Genomic DNA, 21,352 nt, shown 5'->3' on the forward strand with positions numbered 1-21,352 from the left:
TAGCCGATCTATCCGAAGATCTTCTCGCCTTGCTCGTCGACCAGCTGGATGCCCTTTTTGATCGAGATGTCGACAGCGTCATCAAGCCCGGCAAAGCGGTCGGCGCGGATGAATTTGTGCTCCTTCATCACGCCGTCGATCTCCTTCGAAACCACGCCGCAGGTCTGGTACTGGCCCTCCGCCTTGTAGGGCGTGGCGCTGATCAAAAATCCCTTGTGCTCGATCTGCTTTGCCGGCGCCGCTGTCTTTGGCTCGGCGGCTTCGTTGCCTCCGCCGAAAAGACGCTTCAGAAAAGACATGGGGTATCCTCCAACGGCAATCATCCTGCACTACATAGCGCGGTGCAGGATGATTTTCAGTACCGGTCCTTGGCCGAGCGGGCAAGGGCCGCAGCTGGCTTGGCAGCCAGAGATCAGTCGCGCGACAACGCTTCCAAGGCCTCTGCGGCAGCTTCCAATATGCTGATTGCCTCGGCCTGCTTTGCTTCAGGCGCATCGACGATCTCGCCGAGCGCGGCGCGCAGCCGGTGGCGCACGGCGCGAAACTCGTCGCGCTTTTCCGAGCGGCCGCGGCCGCGCCGGCCACCGTCGCCGTCATCGTTCCAGCCGAACCAGTCGCGCGCCTTCGCCATCTTGCGGCCGAAGCGCTCGAGATGTTCGAGCACGTGGTCGATCATCTCGCGATTTTCGTTGAGGTGCGCCTGCCCAGCCTCGGTGATTGAAAACACCTTCTTGTTGCCTTCCGCCGCAGAAACGGCGTAGCCGGCCTCTTCCAGGAAGGTCAGCGTCGGGTAGACCACGCCGGGGCTCGGGCTGTAGAAGCCGCTGGTGCGCTCCTCCAGCGCCTTGATGATGTCGTAGCCGTGCCGCGGCGCCTCGGCCAGCAGCGACAGCGTGATCAGCTTGAGGTCGCCGTCGGCCAGCATGCGCCCGGCGCGGAACATGTCGCCCGGCCCGCCGCGTCCGCCGCCTCTCATGCCATGCCCGAACGGGCCGAAGCCGCCGCGTCCGCCGAATTTGCCGGCCATATGCATGAAAACACGCTCGGCATGTTCGCCAAAACGATGACGCCCGAAATGATTGTCTTTGTGCATTGTCTGCTCCTTGAGTTATGTCTTACGATATATCTCACCTAAGTGCCCGCCACGGTCGAGTCAAGATATATCTTACGATGTATCTGAAAATGGCACCAGCAGGATTGATTTCGCCAGCGAGGGCAGCTAGAGGGTGCATGAGGGCCGAAGGCCGCTCCGTAAGCGTCTGACGTGAAGCAACGCATCCACCCCGGTCGTTCCGGGCAGTTACGCCGACAATACCGGCGAATGGATGCAAGGCGACGAACCGGATGCTTCAGGGAAATCCAAATGACCATGAACACCCCGCGCAGTAAGCTGCCTGCGCGCTATGCCGCCGTGCTCGGCCCGCTGGTGCTGTCGTTGCTGATGACGTTCATCGTGTCGTTCATCTCGACACTGAAAAGCCTTGGCTTCCAGCCCGACATGCTGGCCACTTGGCTGACGGCTTGGGGTCTGTCCTGGCTGGTGGCCTTTCCGACGCTGCTGCTGGTGCTGCCGGCGGTGCGCTGCATCATTGGCTGGCTTTGCGAGCCCGCGGCTCGATAGCAGGGCACGCGAAAGGCCTGGAAACAATCTCCGGACCTTTCGGTGCGGAGCGAATAATATCGTTACCAGCGGCCTTTGCGCCGATTCCAGGCGTAGAGCAGATCGGCGAAACGATCATAGCCATAGCGCGTCAACGGCAGTGCGCCGGGATTGCCGAACAGCGTTGCGAGCCAGCCTTCGCCGGGCGTCGTCCGCCATACAGCAATGGCAACATCGGCGCTGGCCAGCAATTTGCCGTCGGCGTCGATCGCATACAGCCGGCGCCGGATGTCCTCCAGCCCGATGCCGTATCCGGCCAGCGCCGCCGGTTCGGCATTGATGTCGCGAAATTCGATCCGCCCGGCCTTGACCGCCTCGATCAGTCGCCGCTTCTGCCGGCTGATACCGGCATCGCAGACCGGACAGCGCGTATTGTACCAGACAGTCAGCAGAGGCTTGGCCATGTTTCGAAACGGCACCAGAGGACACGCACGGATTATCCGAGAAATGCCGTTGCGCCGCAACGTGACACGATACCGGCGGAATGGCCGGTTTCGCTGATCCAGGTCGCCCAAAGGGTACGCAGCGGTTTTACGATAACGACATGCATAAAAAGAAGAGCTTAAAGCGCGTCGCAAGGGCCGTTCAGCGCGACGCGCTTCAGGAGCAGCGGCTCACCCGAGCGAGGTGATGATCTCGCGATAGGCATCCTCCGGGAAAGCCTTGAGCGTCCGAGTCCTGACGTTGCCAGCCGTCGCCAGCATTAACGAGAAACGAGCCAAGACGGCATCGTCGGGCGCTTCGAGCACCGCCACCATGTCGCAATCCCCCATGGTGAGATAAAATGCCTTGAATGATCCGCCCATGTCTCCCAGCATCTTCTTGGCGGCATCGAGCCGCTTCGGCGACTCGCGCACGTTTTTGGCGCCTTGTTCCGTCCAGTTGATCAGCACGATGTAAGTTGTCATGGCACACCTCCCTCCGGGGCCACGGAGCACGGCGTCAACCGCCGGGGCGGGCATCCGGGTTTGTCGCCCAGAGAATGCGTCCGTCGCGGAATTATCCTCTCGTAGGGCACGACACGCAAGAGCGGCGCGTTCAATCGTGATCGCCTCTGCCCAAACGGAAAAGGGCGCCACCGGCGCCCTTGAAACTGCTTATCCGTCACCCGGCCTCAGCTGTCGAGGAAGCTTCTGAGCTTGCGCGACCGGCTCGGGTGCTTGAGCTTGCGCAGCGCCTTGGCTTCGATCTGGCGGATGCGCTCGCGGGTGACCGAGAATTGCTGGCCGACCTCTTCAAGCGTGTGGTCGGTGTTCATGCCGATGCCGAAGCGCATTCTGAGCACGCGCTCTTCGCGCGGCGTCAGCGAGGCCAGCACGCGCGTCGTCGTCTCGCGCAAATTGGCCTGGATCGCCGCGTCGATCGGCAGGATCGCCATCTTGTCCTCGATGAAATCGCCGAGATGCGAATCCTCCTCGTCGCCAACCGGCGTTTCGAGCGAGATCGGCTCCTTGGCGATCTTCAGCACCTTGCGCACTTTTTCCAGCGGCATTGCGAGTTTTTCCGCCAGTTCTTCCGGCGTCGGCTCACGGCCGATCTCATGCAGCATCTGGCGCGAGGTGCGCACGATCTTGTTGATCGTTTCGATCATGTGCACCGGAATGCGGATGGTGCGCGCCTGGTCGGCGATCGAACGGGTGATCGCCTGCCGGATCCACCACGTCGCGTAGGTCGAGAACTTGTAGCCGCGGCGGTATTCGAATTTGTCGACCGCCTTCATCAGGCCGATATTGCCTTCCTGGATCAGGTCGAGGAACTGCAGGCCGCGATTGGTGTATTTCTTGGCGATGGAGATGACGAGGCGCAGATTGGCCTCGACCATTTCCTTCTTGGCGATCGCGGCTTCGCGCTCGCCCTTCTGCACCTGGTTGACGATCTTGCGGAATTCCTGGATCGAAATCGCCGTCTCGGTGGCGAGGTTCTGGATCTCGGCGCGCAGGTCGCGGATGGCGTCCTTCTCGTTCTTGGTGAATTCCTTCCAGCCGCGCGAAGTCAAATTGCCGATCGAGCGGGTCCAGTTCGGATCGAGCTCCGAGCCCTGATATTCCTTGAGGAATTCCTCGCGGCGCACGCCATAGCTTTCGGCCAGCCGCAACAGCTTGCCTTCGTTCTGCACCAGGCGCTTGTTGATGTCGTAGAGCTGCTCGACCAGCGCCTCGATGCGCGCCGTGTTCAAGGACAGCGACTTCACCGCCTTGATCAGTTGGTCCTTCAATTCCTTCAGCCGGCGGTCCTGACTGGGCGACAGCGTGCCGGCGGCGGCCAGCCGGTTCTCGACCTGCTGGTCCTGCAGCTTGCGCAGTTTCTTGTAGGTGTCGGCAATGACGTCGAGCGTCTCCATCACCTGCGGGCGCAGTTCCGCTTCCATGGCCGCCAGCGACAGGCTCGCCTCGTCATCGTCTTCCTCGTCGTCGTCCACCAGGCCACGCGTGTCGCCGCCGACATTGGTGATGTCGTCCTCGTCCTCGCGCGAACGGCGCGACTTTTCCTCGGTCTTGGCTTCCTCGATACGCTCGACAACCGGCGCCTGCTTGGCCTCCGGCCCGGCATAGGTCGCCTCGAGGTCGATGATCTCGCGCAGCAGGATCTTCGATTCGTTGAGCTCGTCACGCCAGATGATGATGGCCTGGAAAGTCAGCGGGCTTTCGCAAAGGCCCGCGATCATCGTCTCGCGGCCGGCCTCGATGCGCTTGGCGATCGCGATTTCGCCCTCGCGCGACAGAAGCTCCACCGAGCCCATCTCGCGCAGATACATGCGGACCGGATCGTCGGTTCGGTCGGTCGGCTCTTTCTTGGTCGTGGTGGCGGCGACGGCGGTGCCGGTCTGCTCGGCGAGCTCGTTGGCGTCTTCCTCGGCATCAGCGGCGGTGTCGGCGGCTTCGGGCTCCTCGCCCTGCTCGTCGTCCTCGACCACGTTGATGCCCATGTCGGAAAGCATGGCCATCGTGTCCTCGATCTGCTCGGAGGTCACTTCCTCCGAGGGCAGCACCGAATTCAGCTCGTCCATGGTGACATAACCGCGCTTCTTGGCGGCCTTGATCATCTTCTTGACAGCATCGTCGGAAAGGTCGAGCAGAGGGCCATCGGTCGCGGCCTCGCGTTCGGTCTCGACTTCTTCCTTTTCTTTTGTCGCCATAGTCTTTATTTTCTCCAAGCGGCTGAGTATCAAAGCCGCGTAAGCTGCCGGTCCGGTCAAATTGGATGCGCTCCTTCCAGAACGCGCTTTACCGGGCCAGTAACTGCATCTCTCGTTAAGTCCAGATTAACCCTGATATCTGTGGCAAGCTGACTGCCTGTCCAGTGATCAGTACCTTACATCGCTGCATTCCCGTCGATGCCGGGGCGGGTTAACGTTTCGAATCGACCTGATTCCGCCATTCTGCCGGAAGGTCAAGCGCCTCTCGCATGATTCGCATGAAAAAAGCGAATCAATTACCCGACTTAGAGCACCGCACGCTTGATTCAACGCGCAAGCACGTCCTTACATTTCAGTCTTCTGGAGGCTTCGATCTAAACGCGCCCAGCTCTGCCCGACGATACGCCAAACCCTTCGATCAGCGCTTCCGTTGCCTGCACATCACGAAATTGCGCCTGGATTTCGACCAGGTGCCGGTAATTTTCGTCCGTGGGATCGCTGGCGAGCGCTGCTTCCGCCTGCTTCAGCTCCTTATGTAAGGTGCGCGCGCTGCGCTGCAAGTGGAGAGCTTGGCTGAACGCATCGCGAGCATCGTCGAGTGCTGCCGTTTCCAGCGCCGGCCATTGCCGCGCACGTTTGATCAGCGCCACCGCGCGCTGCCAGATCTCACCGCAGCCGGCCCGCTCGATCGTCGCGATTACAGCCTCGCGGTTGTTGGCCATATCGTGCGCCATGGCGTCGAGGATGGCCGCATGCAGCCGCTTCAGATCGGAATTGGCGAGATCGAGGAACTCGACATGGGCGAAATTCTCGTCGATCAGCACGGGATGGTTGACGAGGGCCGCAATGATCGTCGCCTCGCGCACCGACATGCCCTCGCCGCCGCGTTTGACCAGCGCCGAGCGGCCGAGGCTTTCGGTGATCGCGGTGCGCCCACCGGCACCGCCGCCACGTGCAAACTGTCCGCCGGGTGCTGAGACCCTGCCCGGGAAGCGCTCACCGGGCCGTCCGTCCTGACGTCCCTGGCGTCCGCGCTGGGCACCGAAGAAGCTCTGCACGCGCTCGCGCATTTCCTGTTGGTAGTGATAGCGAAGGCTCTCGTCGCGGATGCGGCTGGTCAGTTCGCGTAGCGTCTTTTCGAGCTCCGCCCGCCGTTCCGGCGTGTCGAAGATGCCGCCGGCGGTCTCGCGCATCCACAAGAGGTCGGCCAGCGGCCGCGCCTCGGAAAGCACGGCGCGGAACGCATCCGGCCCGTCACCCTTGACCAGATCGTCGGGATCCTTGCCCTCCGGCAGCAGGGCGAAGCGCACGGAGCGGCCTGCCTGGACCACCGGCAGCGCCATGTCGGCGGCGCGCCACGCTGCCTTCAACCCGGCTTGGTCGCCGTCGAAGCACAGCACCGGCTCGCCAGCCATGCGCCATAGAAGTTCGAGCTGGTTTTCAGTCAACGCGGTGCCGAGCGGCGCCACCACGTTTTCGAAGCCGGCCTGCGCCAGCGCGATCACATCCATGTAGCCTTCGACGGCAATGACGGTGCCGCCCTTGGCCAGCGCCCCCTTTCCCAGTGCTTGCCGCGCACGGGCGAAATTGTAGAGCACGTTGCCCTTGTGGAAGAGCTCCGTATCGGGCGAGTTCATATATTTGGCCAGCGCATCCGGCGCCAGTGCCCGCCCTCCGAAGGCGATGATCTTGCCCCTGGAATCCGGGATCGGGAACATGATGCGGTCGCGGAACCAATCATAGGAAACCGGGACGTCGTCGCCATGGCGCACCAGCCCGCACGCCTCGATGTCGGCCTTGGGGACACCCTTGGCGGCAAGATGCTCCTTCAGCGCATTGCGGCTGTCGGGGGCATAGCCGAGGCGGAAAGACTGCTGCGTCGCCGGTGTCAGCCCCCGGTCGCGCAGATAGGCGCGGGCCTTTGCCCCTTCCGGTCCCTGCAGCCGTTCCTGGAAGAACGCCGTCGCCATCTCCATGACGTCAGTCAGGCTGGCGCGTTCCTTTTCGCGCCGCTCCTCCTGGGCATCGCGAACCGGCATCGGCACGCCGGCCATGTCGGCGATCTTCTCGACCGCTTCAGGAAAGCTCATCCCGTCAAGTTCGGTCAGGAACTTGAAATGGTCGCCCGAAACCGAGCAGCCGAAGCAATGGTAGCGGCCCTTCTTGTCCTCGCAGTGGAAGGACGGGCTCTTCTCGCCATGGAAGGGACAGCACGCCCAATAGTCGCCGCGCGGCGCGTTAGTCTTCTTCCTGTCCCACGCGACGCGCTGGCCGATCACCGAAGAAATCGGCACGCGGTCGCGGATCTCGTCGAGGAAAGCAGGCGGAAAGCGCATGGGGAACGGCTCGTTTGGCCTCCATATAATCACACGGGCGAAGCCCGACGACTCCTAATGGCGATCATACCCGGTTTTCACAGGCCAAAAAGAGAAGGCGGCCCGCGGGCCGCCTTCTCGATCTAAACCGACGCAGCGCGGTCAGCCGTTCCGCGGTCACTGCGCGGCGATGGCGCCGAAGATCAGGCCGGAGAGAACGCTGACCAGCAGATAGTCGTTGCCGACCCGGATCCATTCCTGCCCGGGACCCGGACGGCGCAGGCCATAGTGGCGATAGTCGCGGATCGGCTGGTGACGCTTCCAGCTGGAATATCTCTGGCCGTTGCGCCAATGGCTGCGCTTCACGACGATCTTTTTCTTCACTACGACGCGCTTGTTCACGTCGACATGCCTGCCGGGCCTTTGCCAGTCGACCTGGCTGTAGTTCGACTGCGGCGCGTTTGGTGTGTTCAGAGGTGCAGCCTGGCCCTGCCAGGTGGTTGCGGCCAGCATCGAGAAGGCAATGGCGGAAAGAACGATACGTTTCATGGCGGGTACCCCTTGGTTGTCGATGCCTACGGAATAGAGCCGGAAGGATGAACCGAAACTGAACACCGAGATTACGTTTTCGTAATGATTTCTTGCATTTAGAACGACTAATTCAGCGCTACCTTTAAAGCGACCGTCCGAGAATGGACGCATGACCCTCCGCAACCCCGCAGGCTATGCAACCATTTTGTCAGCCATCCATTTCCGACACGCCCCGTCGCGTGGCAGCACGCGTCCGAACCGGGCAAAATTTATTATTCGGCTAAAATAAATCGGAGTAATATCAACCTCTGCAATGTCCACGATTCGCGCCCACTTTTGCCCCTTTGACTTCACCGCGCCCGCGTCGCTGGCACCTGTCGCGTTGCGGGGTCGGGCATGAGTGGCTCCGTCGTTTTGCTGCACCTTGCCGGTGCGGTCGCATTGATGCTGTTTGCCACCCGTTTGGTGAAGACCGGCGTCGAGCGCGCCTATGGCGATGTGCTGCGCCACAAACTGCGCGCCACAATGCGCAATCCGTTCATGGCGGTTCTGGCCGGCTGCGGCCTGGCTGTCGCGCTGCAAAGCTCGACCGCCGTCACCTTGCTGGTCGGCTCATTCGCCGGCTCCGGTATTGTCAGCGGCATGTCGGGCCAGCTTGCGGTGCGCGGCGCCGAGATCGGCTCGGCACTGGTGGTCAAGCTGCTCACCTTCGATCTGTCGCTGCTGGTGCCGATCTGCCTGGTCGCCGGCACCGTCATGTTCATGGCCACCGAGCGGCGCGACTGGCGCCAGTTCGGCCGCATCCTGGTCGGCATCGGCCTGCTGCTTCTGTCGCTGGAGATGATCGGCCAGGCGTCGGAGCCACTGCGCCAGAGCACGCTGATGCCGCTCATCGTCGATTACTTCTCCGGCGATCCGGTCACCGCCTATCTTCTGGCGGCGTTGGTCACCTGGCTGTTCCATTCCTCGATCGCCGCGGTGCTGCTGATGGTGACGCTGGCCGGCCGCGGCTTCATCCCGCCTGAACTCGGCATCGTGCTGGTGCTCGGTGTCAATCTCGGCTCTTCGATCATTGCGCCGCTTCTAACCCGCAACGCAGAACCCGGCGTTCGTATCGTGCCGATCGGCAATCTCCTGATGCGCGGCATGGGTTCGCTGATCATGCTGATCCTGTTCCTGACGTTCAAGCCGCCGGTCGCCTTCTTGGGCAGCACGGTGCCCGAGCAGATCGTCAATGCCCACATTGTCTTCAACATCCTGATCCTGATCGCCGGCCTACCGCTGGCAAGCCTGGTCTATCGCGCCTCGGAAAGGATCGTGGCGTTGGGCACCAAGCCCCAGGCCGCCAACGCGCTCGACGTCGTCGAGCTTTCGGCGCTCAACGAAAGTGCGCTCGACGTGCCGAGCCAGGCATTGGCCAACGCCACCCGCGAGGTGGTGCGGGTCTGCGAAACGGTCGAGATCATGCTGAAACGGATCATCGAGCTCTATGAGAGCGCCGATGCCGACAAGATCGGCGCGTTGGCCGCACTCGACGACCGTGTCGACAGGAAGCACGCTGCGATCAAGCTCTATCTGGCCAAGGTCACCAAGAACCCGTTGAGCGAGGACGAGGCGCTGCGTTGCCAGGAGCTGATCGGCGCCTGCGTCAAGCTGGAGCAGGTCGGCGACATCATCGTGCGCAACATGCTGGTCCACGTGAAGAAGAAATTCGAGCGCGGGCTGGAGTTCACGCCGGAAGGCTGGCGTGAGCTTTGCGCCTTCCATGGCTTGGTGCTTGCCAATGCCAGGCTTGCCTTCAACGTGCTGGTATCCCGCGATCCGGAGACCGCTCGCCAGTTGGTGCTGGAAAAGGACCGGCTGCGCGACCGCGAGAAGGAAACCAGCCAGAGCCATTTCGTGCGGCTGCGCGACGGCACCCCCAAGAGCGTCGAGACCAGTTCGATCCATCTCGACACCATTCGCGACCTCAAGCAGATCAACTCGCTGCTCGCCTCGATGGCCTATCCCGTACTTGAAGAGCGCGGCCTGCTCACCGGTTCGCGGCTGAAGGCCGGATAGATTGCATCCACAGGCCGGGTAGCTTCAGAACATCGCCTAGAAAATTGCTGTTGGCCAATGCGCAAAAATTATCTTTGCGCCACCTCCTGTCTGTCGGCTAAAGATCGCCGCATCTACCGGAAGGAAAGTCGATGGACACCCATTCCCGCAGCTTCGCCAAAGCGCTTTCCTGGCGCGTCACCGGCACCATCGACACGATGATCATTTCGCTCGTCGTGACCGGAAGCATCAAGCTCGCCGCGGCCATCGGCCTGACCGAGGTCGTCACCAAGTCGCTGCTCTACTATCTTCACGAGCGAGCGTGGCTGAAAATTCCTTATGGAAGGAAGGCAGCCGCCTAGCTCTTGCCTCCGCGGCGGGCGCCTGACCGGCGATCAAGAAAGGCTAAAGCGGCGTCGACAATTTCTGGATTGCCCGCTGCCCTCATCCGTGGTTTGAGGCGACCTTATCCGAGGATCGCCTTTCCGCCATGCTCCCCCTCATTGCCCTGTTCATTGCCGCCTTCGCCTTCGGCACCACCGAATTCGTCATCGCCGGCGTGCTGCCGCAGGTGGCGGAGGGCCTTGGCGTCGCGATCCCGACCGCCGGCTATCTCGTTTCCGGCTATGCCGGCGGCATTGCAGTCGGCGGCCCGCTGCTGGCGCTCGCCACCAAAAGGTTCTCCCGCAAGGCCCTGCTGCTTGGACTGACTGCAGCCTTCACCATCGGCCAGGCCGCCTGCGCGCTGGCGCCCGACTTCGCTTCGATGCTGCTGTTGCGGATAGCGGTGGCCGTGGCGCATGGCGCCTATTTCGGCGTTGCCATGGTGGTGGCCGTCGGCCTCGTGCGCGAAGACCAGCGCGGCATGGCGGTGGCGCTGATCCTGTCCGGCCTCACCGTATCGAACGTAATCGGCGTTCCGGCCGGCACGGCAATCGGCAACATCTGGGGATGGCGTGCGACATTCTGGGTGATGTGCGCGCTCGGTGTGGTGGCCTTCACGGCAATCGGCGCCCTGCTGCCGCGCAAGACGGGATCGTCGAGCCCGTCGGCGAGCCTTGGAAGCGAGGTCCGCGTGCTCGCACGCCAGCAGGTCTGGACCTCGCTCATTATTATGCTGATGCTGATGATCGGCCAGTTCGGCCTGTTCACCTACATCACGCCGACGCTGCTTGAGGTCACAGGCCTCGACGAGAAATGGATACCTTGGGTGCTCTTGCTCAATGGGGTCGGCGCAACGATCGGCGTCTTCGTCGGCGGGCGGCTCGCCGACTGGAAGCTGATGCCGTCGCTCATCGCCATGCTTTTCCTACAGGCGGCAATGCTCGCCTTGATCTACGCTGTCAGCCCTTACCCGCTGCCGATGGTGATAGCGATCTTCGTCTGGGGCGGCCTCAACTTTGCCATCGGCACGCCGATCCAGACCCGCATCCTGACCTGGACCGCAGACGCCTCCAACCTTGCCTCGTCGCTCATCCCGTCGGGCTTCAATGTCGGCATCGCGCTCGCCGCATCGCTCGGCGCGGCGATGCTCAATGCCGGCTATGGCTATCGCAGCCTGCCGGTGGTTGGCGCGATCGCCATGCTGGTCGCGGTCGCGGTTGCGCTTGCCTCGCATGTCTGGGAATGGCGAAGCCGGGCTGCGCCGCCGCTGCCGGCTGCCGCCGAATAGGGCTACAGATCGATCCGGTAGCGCAGGCTTTCCGCGCCGCCATAGGCAGCGTCCTCGAAGAAACGCCCGACGAGCCGGCCGCCATTGGCCAGAACGACCTTCTGCGAGGGCACATTGTGAGGCTTGCAGGTGATTTCGACGAAGGGCAGGCCAACCGCCCTCGCCTCCACCAGCATCAGCCGCAGCGCCTCGGTCGCATAGCCGCGTCCCCGTTTCCACGGCACCACCGCATAGCCGATGTGGCCGAGCACATGCGACGGCAGCGCCGCGGTGCCGTGCTGCCAGCGCAGGCCGATTGAGCCTGCGACTTCCCCGTCCCAGATCCAGCGCCGGAATCCGGGCAGCCGCGGCACTGTCGAACCGTCGGGCAAGGTGATCGGCGGTCCCTTGCCATCGGAATCGTCGAGATCGCCAAGGAAAGTCGCTGGATCCTTTTCGATAGCCGCAAGCTGCTCGCGCGTCGTGTCGAGCAGCCGCACATTGTCCGGCGACCAGCCGCGCTCGAGGGCCGCCTTGTAGGACGGCAGGTGTTCAAGCGCCGGTTTGACGAGTTCGATCACGGGCGCGAGCTTTTGGCTGCCGGATTGCGGGCGCGACGGCAAGGGCCTTCGGCAGCTTACTGAAGCAGGCTCTTGACGATGCCGCTCGCCTTGGAAAAATCCATCTGACCGGCGTATTTCTCCTTGAGCGCCGCCATCACCTTGCCCATATCCTTGACGCCGCTGGCGCCGGTCTCGGCGATGGCGGAACGGACGGCGCTTTCCGTCTCGGCCTGACCCAGTTGCGTCGGCAGGAAGTCGCGGATGATGGCCATCTCGTCGCGCTCCTGCGCTGCAAGCTCCGGCCGCTTGCCGTCATCGAACGCCTTGGCCGACTCTTCGCGCTGCTTCACCATCTTGGCCAGGATCTGCAGGATTTCGTCGTCGCTGGCCGGCTCCTTGCCGGCGCCGCGATTGGCGATGTCGCGATCATGAATGGCCGCCTGGATCAGCCGCAATGTCGGCAGCCGGCGCTTGTCCTGCGCCTTCATCGCACTCTTCAGGGATTCGGCGATTTTGCCTCGCATGGTGCTTTCTCCTTCGAATGCCGCGGACAATAGTCGTGCCGATAGCTCAAGGCAAATTCGATAGCGTCCGGCAAACCGCTGATATTATTCGACGAAATAAATCCAGGCACGCACGGCGCGGCATCATTGACCGCCTTGGCGCCTTCCCCTATGTACTGGGCCTTGCATGAATTGAATTCTAGTGCACGTCGCCCAAAAATGCGTAGCGGTTTTGGGCAACGACAGGCACAAATGAAAACTTAGCGCGCCGAGGCTGTGAGATCGCCGCTTCGCGCCTTTTGTTGCGCCGACTGAGGGCGCGACCTTTAGGAGTGCCGCCATGGCAACGATGACAGCCGCGTCGACCCCCCCTTGGGCCAGCGAGAGGCCGACAGCCCTGCTGGTGCTGGCCGACGGCACTGTCATAGAGGGCCGCGGTCTGGGCGCCACCGGCTCCGCCGTCGCCGAGGTCTGCTTCAACACCGCGCTGACCGGCTACCAGGAGATACTCACCGACCCATCCTATGCCGGCCAGATCGTCACTTTCACCTTTCCGCATATCGGCAATATCGGCACCAATGACGAAGACATCGAGGACCTCAACCCGCTGGCCCGCGCCGGCGCGGTCGGCGCCGTGTTCAAGGCCGATGTCACCAACCCGTCGAATTACCGCGCCGGAACCGGTCTCGACCAGTGGCTGAAGAAGCGCGGCATCGTCGCACTTTCAGGCATCGACACGCGGGCGCTGACCGCGCTGATCCGCGAAAAGGGCATGCCCAATGCCGTCATCGCGCACGCGCCCGACGGTATCTTCGACGTCGATGACCTCAAGCGCCGCGCCGCCGCATGGTCAGGGCTCATCGGGCTTGATCTCGCCAAGGAGGTGACCTCCGGCCAGTCCTCGGTCTGGCGCGAGACGCCCTGGGTCTGGAACGAGGGCTTTGGCGAACAGGCTGATCCGTCGATGCACGTCGTTGCCGTCGACTACGGCGTCAAGCGCAACATATTGCGCCTGCTGGCCGGCCTCGGCGCCAAGGTCACTGTGGTGCCGGCAAAAACCGGCGCCGAGGAGATCCTGGCGATGCGGCCCGACGGCATTTTTCTATCCAACGGCCCTGGCGATCCGGAAGCCACCGGCGACTACGCCGTTCCGGTCATCCAGGATCTGTTGAAGACCGAAATCCCGCTTTTCGGCATCTGCCTCGGCCACCAGATGCTGGCGCTGGCGCTGGGCGGCAAGACCGCAAAAATGCATCAGGGCCACCACGGCGCCAATCATCCCGTCAAGGATCACACCACCGGCAAGGTCGAAATCGTCTCGATGAACCATGGCTTTGCCGTCGACGCCGACTCATTGCCGAGCGGCGTCGAGGAAACGCATGTCTCGCTGTTCGACGGTTCGAATTGCGGCATTGCGCTCACCGGCAGGCCGGTCTTCTCGGTCCAGCATCATCCCGAAGCCTCGCCCGGCCCGCAGGATTCGCACTATCTGTTTCGCCGCTTCGTCAATCTCATCCGCGAAAAGCGCGGCGAGCCGGCACTGGCCGAGCGTGTTTAGCGCATGCGTAAAAACGGATTTGATTGACGGCGCCGGCCGGGCTCCCGGCGCCGATCAAGCCCCGTCTGTCACCGCTTCCTGCGCGTGCATGCGTTTGACTTCCTTCGGCGTCGGCTTGGCCACCCTGGTGACGAAGACGACGAGCGCCAGCGTGAGGAAAATCGCGCCGAGCAGATACGGGGCACCGCCGAAAACCACCGGCGCGCTCGGCCCCGTGAACCAGGAAAAGATCGCCGTATAAAGCAGCGGCGTGATGATCGAGGTGATCGAGAAGATCGAGGTCATCGCGCCCTGGAGTTCGCCCTGGGCGGAAGGTGGCACCTTGGCGGCCGCCAGGCTTCTGAGCGGCGGGTCGGCCAACGCCTCGAGACATCCAACGACGATCACTGCATAGATCATCCAGCCTTGTGACGCGAAGGCGTAGCCGAAGGCGCTGAGTGCGGTAAATGCCAGACCGATTACCGCCGTCTTCCACTCGCCAAGCTTAGGGATCACGCGCGGCAGGACTGTCGCCATGACGATCGCCCCGCACAGGCCGAAAGCGCCGAGCGAGAAGCCGATCTGTTGTTCGCTCCAGCCATAGCGATAACTGGAGACGAACGACCAGACCGCAGGATACATCATGTGCCCCAGCGTCATCAGAAAGAAGACAAGTCCGATCCAGCCGATACCTTCGTAGTTGCGCATCTGGACGAGCGTGCCGACCGGGTTCGCGCGTTTCCACTCGAAGCGGCGACGGTGCTTGTTATCAAGTGTTTCCGGCAACAGAAACAGCGCGATCAGAAAGTTTGCGAAAGCAAGCCCGGCAGCGAAATAGAACGGCACACGCGGCCCGAACGTGCCGAGCAACCCGCCCAGAACCGGCCCTATGACGAAGCCGACGCCGAAAGCAATGCCGAGCAGCCCGAAATTCTTCGCACGATTTTCGTCGGTCGAGATGTCGGCAATGAACGCCGATGTCGTGGAATAACTGGCGCCGGAAATGCCGGCCAGCACGCGGCCGATGAACAGCATCGGATAGGACCAGGCGATAGCGCAGATCAGATTGTCGATAGCGAACGTCAGCACCGAGGCGAGCAGAATTGGCCGCCGCCCGAACCGGTCGCTCAACCCGCCCATCACTGGTGCGAAAACGAACTGCATCGCCGCATAGACGAAGAACAGCCAGCCGCCCTCGATAGCCGCCTCACTGATGCCGACGCCGGTCAATTCCCTGAGATAGGCCGGCAGCACCGGCATGATGATGCCGAAGCCGATGATGTCGAGCAGCAGGGTGGTGAAAACAAGCGCAAGGCCCCGCCTGGCGGTTTTGGGGTCTATCATGATGGTATATCTCCTCGGGCCGCCCGAGCGAACGGGAACACACCTTATAGGCGAGCACATCGCTGGGAACAATGAGGGAACGGGCCGAGTGCTTTCATCCTGACATCCCCTGACTGCGATCCAGTCTCTCGGATTAGCGAGAAAACCGGCGGTTCAGATCGGGTTGTTGAACGTGTCGCAGTCCGAAAGCTTGCCGTTCTGGAAGCCGCGCGCCAGCCAGGTCTGCCGCTGCTGCGACGTTCCGTGGTTGAAGCTTTCCGGCACGACGTAGCCCTGCATCTTCTTCTGCAGCGTGTCGTCGCCGATCTGCTTGGCGGCGTTCAGTGCCTCCGCCATGTCGCCCTGCTCCAAAATGCCCTTCTGGCCGGTGAAATGTGCCCAAATGCCGGCAAAGCAGTCGGCCTGGAGCTCGACCTGCACCGACATGTGGTTGGCGTCCGCTTCGCCCATGCTCTGCCGCATCTGGTTGAATTTGGGCAGGATGCCGACCAGGTTCTGCACGTGATGGCCGACCTCATGCGCAATCACATAGGCCTGTGCGAAATCGCCTGAGGCACCGAACTGCTGATCGAGTTGCTGGAAGAAGGTGGTGTCGAGATAGACCTTGCGATCGTTGGGACAGTAGAATGGTCCGGCCGCTGACGAGGCAGAACCGCAGGCGGAGCGAATCTGGCCGCTGAACAGGACCAGTTTTGGATCTTGATAGGTCAGGCCCTCGGACTGGAAAATACCAGTCCAGGTATCCTCGGTCTCGGCCAGCACGGTCGACACGAACTGCTTCATCTCGTCGGATGCCGGCGCACCGGTGCCGCCGTCTTGCTCGCCGCTATTGTCGGTGATCTGGCCGCCGCCGGGCTGCAAGCCGCTGTTATCGAGGATCTGACTCGGGTCGAAGCCGAAATACCACCCTGCCAGGAAAATCAACCCTACGATGATAATGCCCGACATGCCGCCGCCGCCGGCGCGACCGCCGATCGGGATGCGAAACTGCCCCGGCCCGCCGCCAAGCCCGCCGCTCTGGCCGCGCTCGTCCTCGACATTGTCACTCTGACGACGGCCCTTCCAGAGCATGGCAACCCCCGTGATGCAATTTTCCGGCCGATCGGGCCGTGTCCCGGTTCGATCGGACACGACAACAATTATCTCAACGGTTACGCCAAGTCACAGTATTTTTCGTGCGAACAAGCAATGCTTGCTGACGCTTGCCTGCTCTGGCCGAGACATCGCAAGGTCTGTGCCGTTCACCCTGCTCATGGGAAGCGAGAGTCGCGCGAAGAGATACGCTGGCCGTGCTTTTCAGCGGGCGGCGATTATTGCCTTGCGAAAGGCTTCGAGCGTCTCGGCGCTGACATGATGCTCGATGCCCTCGGCGTCGATGCGCGCCGTCTCGGCGCTGACCCCGAGCGAGCGCAGGAAGGCCTCGACGGTCTGGTGGCGAATGCGGCTCTCTTCCGCAACCTTGCGGCCGGCATCGGTCAGGAACACGCCGCGATAAGGCTTCCGGGAGACCAGCCCGTCGGCGCACAGCCGCGTCAGCATTTTCGCCACCGTCGGCTGAGCGACGCCGAGCCGTGCCGCGATATCGACCTGGCGCGCCTCGTTGCCATCCTCGATCAGGTCGGCGATGAGCTCGACATAATCCTCGACCAGCGCGCTGCGGCGCGCTTCACGCGTCTGCCTGAAGCCTTCCGAGTGGATTTCTGCGTCAGGCAGCGGCTTTTCGCGAGGAACCGGTCTTTTCTTCAGCGCCAATACGCGCTCCTCCCGGCAGTTTGAATCGACATTGCGGTCATAACACGGAACCCTATTGGTTCTGGCCGTTTATTTCCATTCGGTGGCCGGCGCAACCGGCGTTCACTGCCGTTCCGGCCGCACGGCCAAGCGGCCACAAGAAAAAGCTCAGACAATGAAATATAGCATATTGCATAATGTTCAGCCGTGGCATAGATAAGGAGACAACATCGATCGTTCCAGCGGAAAGCCATTTCATGTCGGAAGCCGAAGCCACCTCAGCCCCCCGGTCCATGTGGCGATTTGCCCGCCCGGAGGACGACGAGCAGCCCAGCCTTCGCGAAGTCAACGCAACGATCGCGGTGCCGCACTCGGGGATCTGGCTTCGCCGGCTGTTCGCCTTCATGGGGCCGGGCTACATGGTTTCGGTCGGCTATATGGATCCGGGCAATTGGGCGACCGACCTCGCCGGCGGGGCCCAATTCGGCTACACGCTGCTTTTCATCATCATGTTGTCGAACCTGATGGCGATCCTGCTGCAGGCACTCGCCGCCCGGCTCGGCATCGCCACCGGCCGCGACCTTGCGCAGGCGTGCCGCGCCTATTATCCGCGACCGGTCAATTTCATGCTTTGGGTCGCTTGCGAATTGGCCATCATTGCCTGCGACCTGGCCGAGGTCATTGGCACGGCGATCGCCTTGCAACTGCTGTTCGGGATTCCGCTGATCGGCGGCGCCATTATCACCGCGCTCGATGCCTTCCTGCTGCTGCTGCTGATGAACAAGGGCTTCCGTTTCCTCGAGGCCTTCATCATAGCGCTTTTGATTATCATCTTCGGCTGCTTCGCCATTCAGATCTTTGCCGCCGCCCCGCCGGTCGGCTCCATCCTGCACGCGATGTTCGTGCCGTCGTCCGAGATCGTCACCAATCCGGCCATGCTCTACATCGCCATCGGCATCATCGGCGCCACGGTGATGCCGCACAATCTCTATCTGCATTCCTCGATCGTGCAGACCCGCGCCTATGAGCGCACCGATCGCGGTAAGCGCGACGCCATCAAATGGGCGACGACCGACTCGACCATCGCGCTGATACTGGCGTTGTTCGTCAATGCTTCCATCCTGATCGTGTCGGCGGTGGCGTTCCACGGCACCGGTCATCATGACGTTGCCGAGATCGGCCAGGCCTTCGAGCTTCTGTCGCCGCTGCTTGGCCTCGGCATCGCTTCCATCCTGTTTGCCGTAGCGCTGCTCGCCTCCGGCCTGAACTCGACGGTGACGGCGACGCTCGCCGGCCAGATCGTGATGGAAGGGTTCTTGCGGCTGCGCATCCCGCAATGGGCGCGCCGCCTGCTGACGCGCGGCATCGCCATCATCCCGGTGGTGGTGGTCACCGCGCTCTATGGCGAGAAGGGAACCGGCCAGTTGCTGGTCTTCAGCCAGGTAATCCTGTCGATGCAGCTCCCCTTCGCTGTCGTACCGCTGGTGCAGTTCGTCTCGGACAAGCGCAAGATGGGCAATTTCGCCATTTCCCGCGCCGTTGCCGTGCTGGCCTGGGTGGTCGCCGGGCTCATCCTGGTGCTCAACTTCAAGCTGCTCTACGATACGGTCGTTGGCTTGGGCTGAGCGTTCTCGGCTCCAAGCTGAGACGATAAGGTCGGCAGTCATCCGCCCTTCCAACCCTGGAAATTTGCCGGCCGCTGTCGGATAAATGTCCGTTCGCCCGTCCTTGGCTCGAACTCCGGCCATGACGGCACGGATCAGGGAAAGGGAGCTCCAATGAGGAAGATCATCGCCGCAACATTCGTCAGCCTCGACGGCGTCATGCAGGCGCCCGGCGGCCCGCAAGAGGACCCTGTCGGCGGCTTCAATTTCGGCGGCTGGACGTTTCACTACTGGGACGATGTGATGGGCGCCGCGATGGGCGAGACGTTTTCAAAACCGTTCGCGCTGCTTCTCGGCCGCAAGACTTACGACATCTTCGCCGCCCACTGGCCTTATCAGAAGAATGATCCGATCGCCGACAGCTTCAACGCCGTCACCAAATATGTGGCGACGCACAGGCCGGATTCGCTGTCCTGGCAAAACAGCCAGCCGCTCGGCAGCGATGTCGTGGCGACGTTGCGCCGGATGAAGCAGGAGGACGGCCCTGACCTGCTCATTCAGGGATCGAGCGAGCTGATCCAGACCTTGCTCGCCAATGACCTGATCGACGAGATCAGCTTGCTGATCTTCCCGCTGGTGCTGGGCAAGGGCAAAAAACTGTTCGGCAGCGGCACGATACCTGCCGCCTTCAAGCTGACCCGTTCGCAGGCATCGACCACCGGCGTCCTCATGGCGAGCTATGAACGCTCCGGCGAGATCAAGACCGGGTCATTTGCCACGGAGCAGCCGTCCGAAGCCGAGATCGAGCGGCGCAAGAACTGGAAGTAGATGCCGCGGGGCGATCAAGGACGGCTGAACACTGGCCGTCCTTTTTGCTGTTTTTAAGCCGCCTCTCGTCGCCCTGCCAACCCATCGCGGAGGTGGCCCGCGAATGCCAGTGCAGCCGGCGCGACGTCGTGCTTCGGCAAATGCAGATTGATCGAAAAATTCGGCAATGACGGCAGCTCCGGATCGTTGGCCAAAATGTCGAGGTCGACAGGCACGGTCGACGCCAACCAGGTGGTGACGGCCAAGTCCGAACGCACCGTCGCCGTCGTCGCGTCGATGCTGCCGTTTTCGAATACGGTGCGCCATTCCAGCCCATGCTCGTTAAGCGCCTCCAGCACCACCGGGCGGAACGCACAGGTCTCGGCGACCATCGAAACCGGCAAGGGCCGCTTGCCGCGGGCGGCGCCGCCTTTGGCGCCGACCCAGACCAGCCGGTCGACAACAAGGCATTCACCGGCCGACCGACCGATCGGCTCCTCGATCACCGCGAGCTCTATAGTGCCGGATAGTGCCGGTCGCCAAGGCTGCGGCCAACTCTGGCGACGAAGCACAGACAAGCGAGATCTCGACCTGCGGATAGGCCTCGGCATAGGCCTTCAGCACCGGCGCAAGCAAGGTGCCGACAAGGTCGTACGGCACCCCGAGCCGCACCTGACCGGCAACCGCATCGCCCGCCATCTCCGCCAGGATCTCGTCATTGAGGGAAAGCAGGCGCTTGCCCTTGCCGAACAATCGCTCGCCGGAGCGGGTCAATCGCAATCCGCGCCGATCGCGATCGAACAGGCTGCAGCCGAGAACCTCTTCCAAACGCTTGATCTGCTGGCTGACGGCACCTTGCGTCAAATGCAGCGCGTTGGCCGCCGCCGTCATGCTGGCCTTGTCGGCAACGGTGACGAAGGTTCGAACCAGGGCAGTATCGAGGTTGCGGAGCATCCGGCTATTATATTTGCTAATAGAGATCATAGCAAACATTGCATTTACTGATGAGCCAAACAGCCTACCGTGCAGGCTTCAAAGGAAGCAGCATGTTTGAAACCGTCCTTCCCCTCGTCCTGTTCGCGCTGGTCTCAACCTCAACGCCCGGCATGGCCACGACCTTATCGACGGCGTCCGGCGCGCAGTTCGGCTTTCGCCGCTCTATCCCGCTGATGGCCGGGAGTGCGGCCGGCTTGGCCACGGTGGCTGCGGCAGGTGCTGCCGGGCTCGCCAGTCTGCTGGCTGCCGCTCCTTCGCTGCAACTGGCAATGAAAATGGCCGGTACCCTCTATCTGACGTGGCTTGCCCTCAAGATCGGCCGCAGCGGTCCGCCCAACCTGGACGTGGCCATGGCAAAGCCGAACAGCTTTTTGGGCGGCGCCGGCCTGCAATGGATGAACCCAAAGGGCCGGGCCATGGGGCTGGGAGCGGCGGCATCCTTTGCCGCGCTCGCCAACGGGCCGCTGCAGCTCGCCGTGCTGCTCGGCACGGTCTTCGGCCTTGCAGCGGCCCTATCGCTGGCGGCGTGGTGCGTGGCGGGCACGCTGCTCGCCCGGTTGCTGCGAACCGAGCGGCAGTGGCGCATGCTCAACGCCGTGCTTGGCCTGCTGCTGGCCGCCTCGATCATCCCGATGTGGCGGACAGCGTAAGATCAGTCTTTAGCCATGTCAGGCAGCGTAACGCGCCGCCGGCTTGCCCGCCAGAAGACTGCCGAAGAAGCCTTGCGGACGCGAAGAAAGGCACCCCCCGGCAATATCGGCAAGACCCGGTGCCGTGAATCCTTCACCTTTTTCCAGGCCAACCAGCGCTGCATCGACCAGATCGTCGGCGGTCATGACGATTTCTTGCGGAACGTCGGCGAGGTCGCTTCCGGCAACTTCCCAGAATTCGGCACTGGACGAAATCGCCGCGCTGGATTTTGACGCACCGCCGC

21 protein-coding genes and 1 pseudogene are annotated in these 21,352 nt (G+C 62.5%); 8 read left to right on the forward strand and 14 right to left on the reverse strand.

What is annotated here, in order from left to right:
• Positions 1-8: 8 nt before the first annotated feature.
• Both NKJ32_RS28225 and NKJ32_RS28230 read right to left on the reverse strand, forming a co-directional pair.
• Positions 9-299: an HlyU family transcriptional regulator gene (locus NKJ32_RS28225; RefSeq protein WP_023678291.1), complete on the reverse strand. Its 291-nt coding sequence runs from the start codon at positions 297-299 to the stop codon at positions 9-11.
• A gap of 113 nt (positions 300-412) precedes the next feature.
• A complete protein-coding gene (locus NKJ32_RS28230) occupies positions 413-1,093 on the reverse strand; it encodes a PadR family transcriptional regulator (RefSeq protein ID WP_352683770.1) in 681 nt (226 codons plus the stop codon).
• Positions 1,094-1,363: 270 nt separating this feature from the next.
• On the opposite strand from NKJ32_RS28230, the gene NKJ32_RS28235 reads away from it, so the two are divergent.
• The gene (locus tag NKJ32_RS28235; protein WP_352570975.1) at positions 1,364-1,621 is read left to right on the forward strand and encodes a DUF2798 domain-containing protein; all 258 of its coding nucleotides are present in this window, start codon (positions 1,364-1,366) and stop codon (positions 1,619-1,621) included.
• Positions 1,622-1,683: 62 nt separating this feature from the next.
• Here NKJ32_RS28235 and NKJ32_RS28240 read toward each other — a convergent pair whose 3' ends face one another.
• The 5 genes from NKJ32_RS28240 to NKJ32_RS28260 all read right to left on the reverse strand — a co-directional run bounded on the left by NKJ32_RS28240 (position 1,684) and on the right by NKJ32_RS28260 (position 7,660).
• Positions 1,684-2,064, reverse strand: a complete 381-nt coding sequence (locus NKJ32_RS28240) for a thiol-disulfide oxidoreductase DCC family protein (RefSeq protein WP_352829553.1) — start codon at positions 2,062-2,064, stop codon at positions 1,684-1,686.
• Positions 2,065-2,274: 210 nt separating this feature from the next.
• The gene (locus NKJ32_RS28245) at positions 2,275-2,568 is read right to left on the reverse strand and encodes a GYD domain-containing protein (RefSeq protein WP_023678296.1); all 294 of its coding nucleotides are present in this window, start codon (positions 2,566-2,568) and stop codon (positions 2,275-2,277) included.
• 206 nt (positions 2,569-2,774) lie between these two features.
• The gene (gene rpoD, locus NKJ32_RS28250) at positions 2,775-4,796 is read right to left on the reverse strand and encodes an RNA polymerase sigma factor RpoD (RefSeq protein WP_023678297.1); all 2,022 of its coding nucleotides are present in this window, start codon (positions 4,794-4,796) and stop codon (positions 2,775-2,777) included.
• Positions 4,797-5,170: 374 nt separating this feature from the next.
• Entirely contained in the window at positions 5,171-7,132 is a 1,962-nt protein-coding gene (dnaG, locus tag NKJ32_RS28255) for a DNA primase (RefSeq protein ID WP_352829555.1), read from the reverse strand.
• A gap of 156 nt (positions 7,133-7,288) precedes the next feature.
• Positions 7,289-7,660 (reverse strand): RcnB family protein, encoded by a 372-nt coding sequence (locus NKJ32_RS28260; RefSeq protein ID WP_352789187.1) that lies wholly within the window; start codon positions 7,658-7,660, stop codon positions 7,289-7,291.
• Positions 7,661-8,038: 378 nt separating this feature from the next.
• On the opposite strand from NKJ32_RS28260, the gene NKJ32_RS28265 reads away from it, so the two are divergent.
• The 3 genes from NKJ32_RS28265 to NKJ32_RS28275 all read left to right on the forward strand — a co-directional run bounded on the left by NKJ32_RS28265 (position 8,039) and on the right by NKJ32_RS28275 (position 11,354).
• A complete protein-coding gene (locus tag NKJ32_RS28265; protein ID WP_352638252.1) occupies positions 8,039-9,703 on the forward strand; it encodes a Na/Pi cotransporter family protein in 1,665 nt (554 codons plus the stop codon).
• Between the two features lie 131 nt (positions 9,704-9,834).
• On the forward strand, positions 9,835-10,044 hold the full coding sequence (locus NKJ32_RS28270; protein ID WP_023678301.1) for a DUF2061 domain-containing protein: 210 nt from the start codon (positions 9,835-9,837) through the stop codon (positions 10,042-10,044).
• A 128-nt stretch (positions 10,045-10,172) separates the two neighbouring features.
• Positions 10,173-11,354: an MFS transporter gene (locus NKJ32_RS28275; RefSeq protein WP_352450716.1), complete on the forward strand. Its 1,182-nt coding sequence runs from the start codon at positions 10,173-10,175 to the stop codon at positions 11,352-11,354.
• 2 nt (positions 11,355-11,356) lie between these two features.
• Here NKJ32_RS28275 and NKJ32_RS28280 read toward each other — a convergent pair whose 3' ends face one another.
• Positions 11,357-11,914 (reverse strand): GNAT family N-acetyltransferase, encoded by a 558-nt coding sequence (locus NKJ32_RS28280; RefSeq protein WP_352757111.1) that lies wholly within the window; start codon positions 11,912-11,914, stop codon positions 11,357-11,359.
• A gap of 56 nt (positions 11,915-11,970) precedes the next feature.
• Entirely contained in the window at positions 11,971-12,420 is a 450-nt protein-coding gene (locus NKJ32_RS28285) for a GatB/YqeY domain-containing protein (RefSeq protein ID WP_023678304.1), read from the reverse strand.
• A gap of 319 nt (positions 12,421-12,739) precedes the next feature.
• Here NKJ32_RS28285 and carA point away from each other — a divergent pair, with 319 nt between their 5' ends.
• A complete protein-coding gene (gene carA, locus NKJ32_RS28290) occupies positions 12,740-13,957 on the forward strand; it encodes a glutamine-hydrolyzing carbamoyl-phosphate synthase small subunit (RefSeq protein WP_084641355.1) in 1,218 nt (405 codons plus the stop codon).
• A 54-nt stretch (positions 13,958-14,011) separates the two neighbouring features.
• On the opposite strand, the gene NKJ32_RS28295 is transcribed toward carA, so the two are convergent.
• The 3 genes from NKJ32_RS28295 to mntR form a co-directional block, all read right to left on the reverse strand.
• Complete coding sequence (locus NKJ32_RS28295) at positions 14,012-15,280, reverse strand: TCR/Tet family MFS transporter (RefSeq protein WP_352705376.1); 1,269 nt, start codon at positions 15,278-15,280, stop codon at positions 14,012-14,014.
• Between the two features lie 153 nt (positions 15,281-15,433).
• Positions 15,434-16,351 (reverse strand): KPN_02809 family neutral zinc metallopeptidase, encoded by a 918-nt coding sequence (ypfJ, locus tag NKJ32_RS28300; RefSeq protein WP_352683791.1) that lies wholly within the window; start codon positions 16,349-16,351, stop codon positions 15,434-15,436.
• A gap of 225 nt (positions 16,352-16,576) precedes the next feature.
• A complete protein-coding gene (gene mntR, locus NKJ32_RS28305) occupies positions 16,577-17,032 on the reverse strand; it encodes a manganese-binding transcriptional regulator MntR (protein WP_023678308.1) in 456 nt (151 codons plus the stop codon).
• A 236-nt stretch (positions 17,033-17,268) separates the two neighbouring features.
• Here mntR and NKJ32_RS28310 point away from each other — a divergent pair, with 236 nt between their 5' ends.
• Together NKJ32_RS28310 and NKJ32_RS28315 are read left to right on the forward strand one after the other, a co-directional pair.
• Positions 17,269-18,636, forward strand: coding sequence for an Nramp family divalent metal transporter (locus NKJ32_RS28310; RefSeq protein ID WP_352450711.1), 1,368 nt, complete (start codon positions 17,269-17,271; stop codon positions 18,634-18,636).
• A 153-nt stretch (positions 18,637-18,789) separates the two neighbouring features.
• Positions 18,790-19,443 (forward strand): dihydrofolate reductase family protein, encoded by a 654-nt coding sequence (locus tag NKJ32_RS28315; RefSeq protein WP_352797501.1) that lies wholly within the window; start codon positions 18,790-18,792, stop codon positions 19,441-19,443.
• A gap of 53 nt (positions 19,444-19,496) precedes the next feature.
• Here the strand turns inward: NKJ32_RS28315 and NKJ32_RS28320 are convergent.
• Positions 19,497-20,415 (reverse strand): annotated as a pseudogene (locus tag NKJ32_RS28320) (LysR family transcriptional regulator).
• A gap of 53 nt (positions 20,416-20,468) precedes the next feature.
• Between NKJ32_RS28320 and NKJ32_RS28325 the strand changes: the two are divergent.
• Positions 20,469-21,068: a LysE family translocator gene (locus NKJ32_RS28325; protein WP_352829558.1), complete on the forward strand. Its 600-nt coding sequence runs from the start codon at positions 20,469-20,471 to the stop codon at positions 21,066-21,068.
• A gap of 18 nt (positions 21,069-21,086) precedes the next feature.
• Here NKJ32_RS28325 and NKJ32_RS28330 read toward each other — a convergent pair whose 3' ends face one another.
• Positions 21,087-21,254, reverse strand: coding sequence for a hypothetical protein (locus NKJ32_RS28330; protein WP_352829560.1), 168 nt, complete (start codon positions 21,252-21,254; stop codon positions 21,087-21,089).
• Positions 21,255-21,352: the final 98 nt, after the last annotated feature.

The organism is Mesorhizobium sp. M0159, assembly GCF_040322295.1.
In the GTDB taxonomy this organism is placed as follows: Bacteria; Pseudomonadota; Alphaproteobacteria; order Rhizobiales; family Rhizobiaceae; genus Mesorhizobium.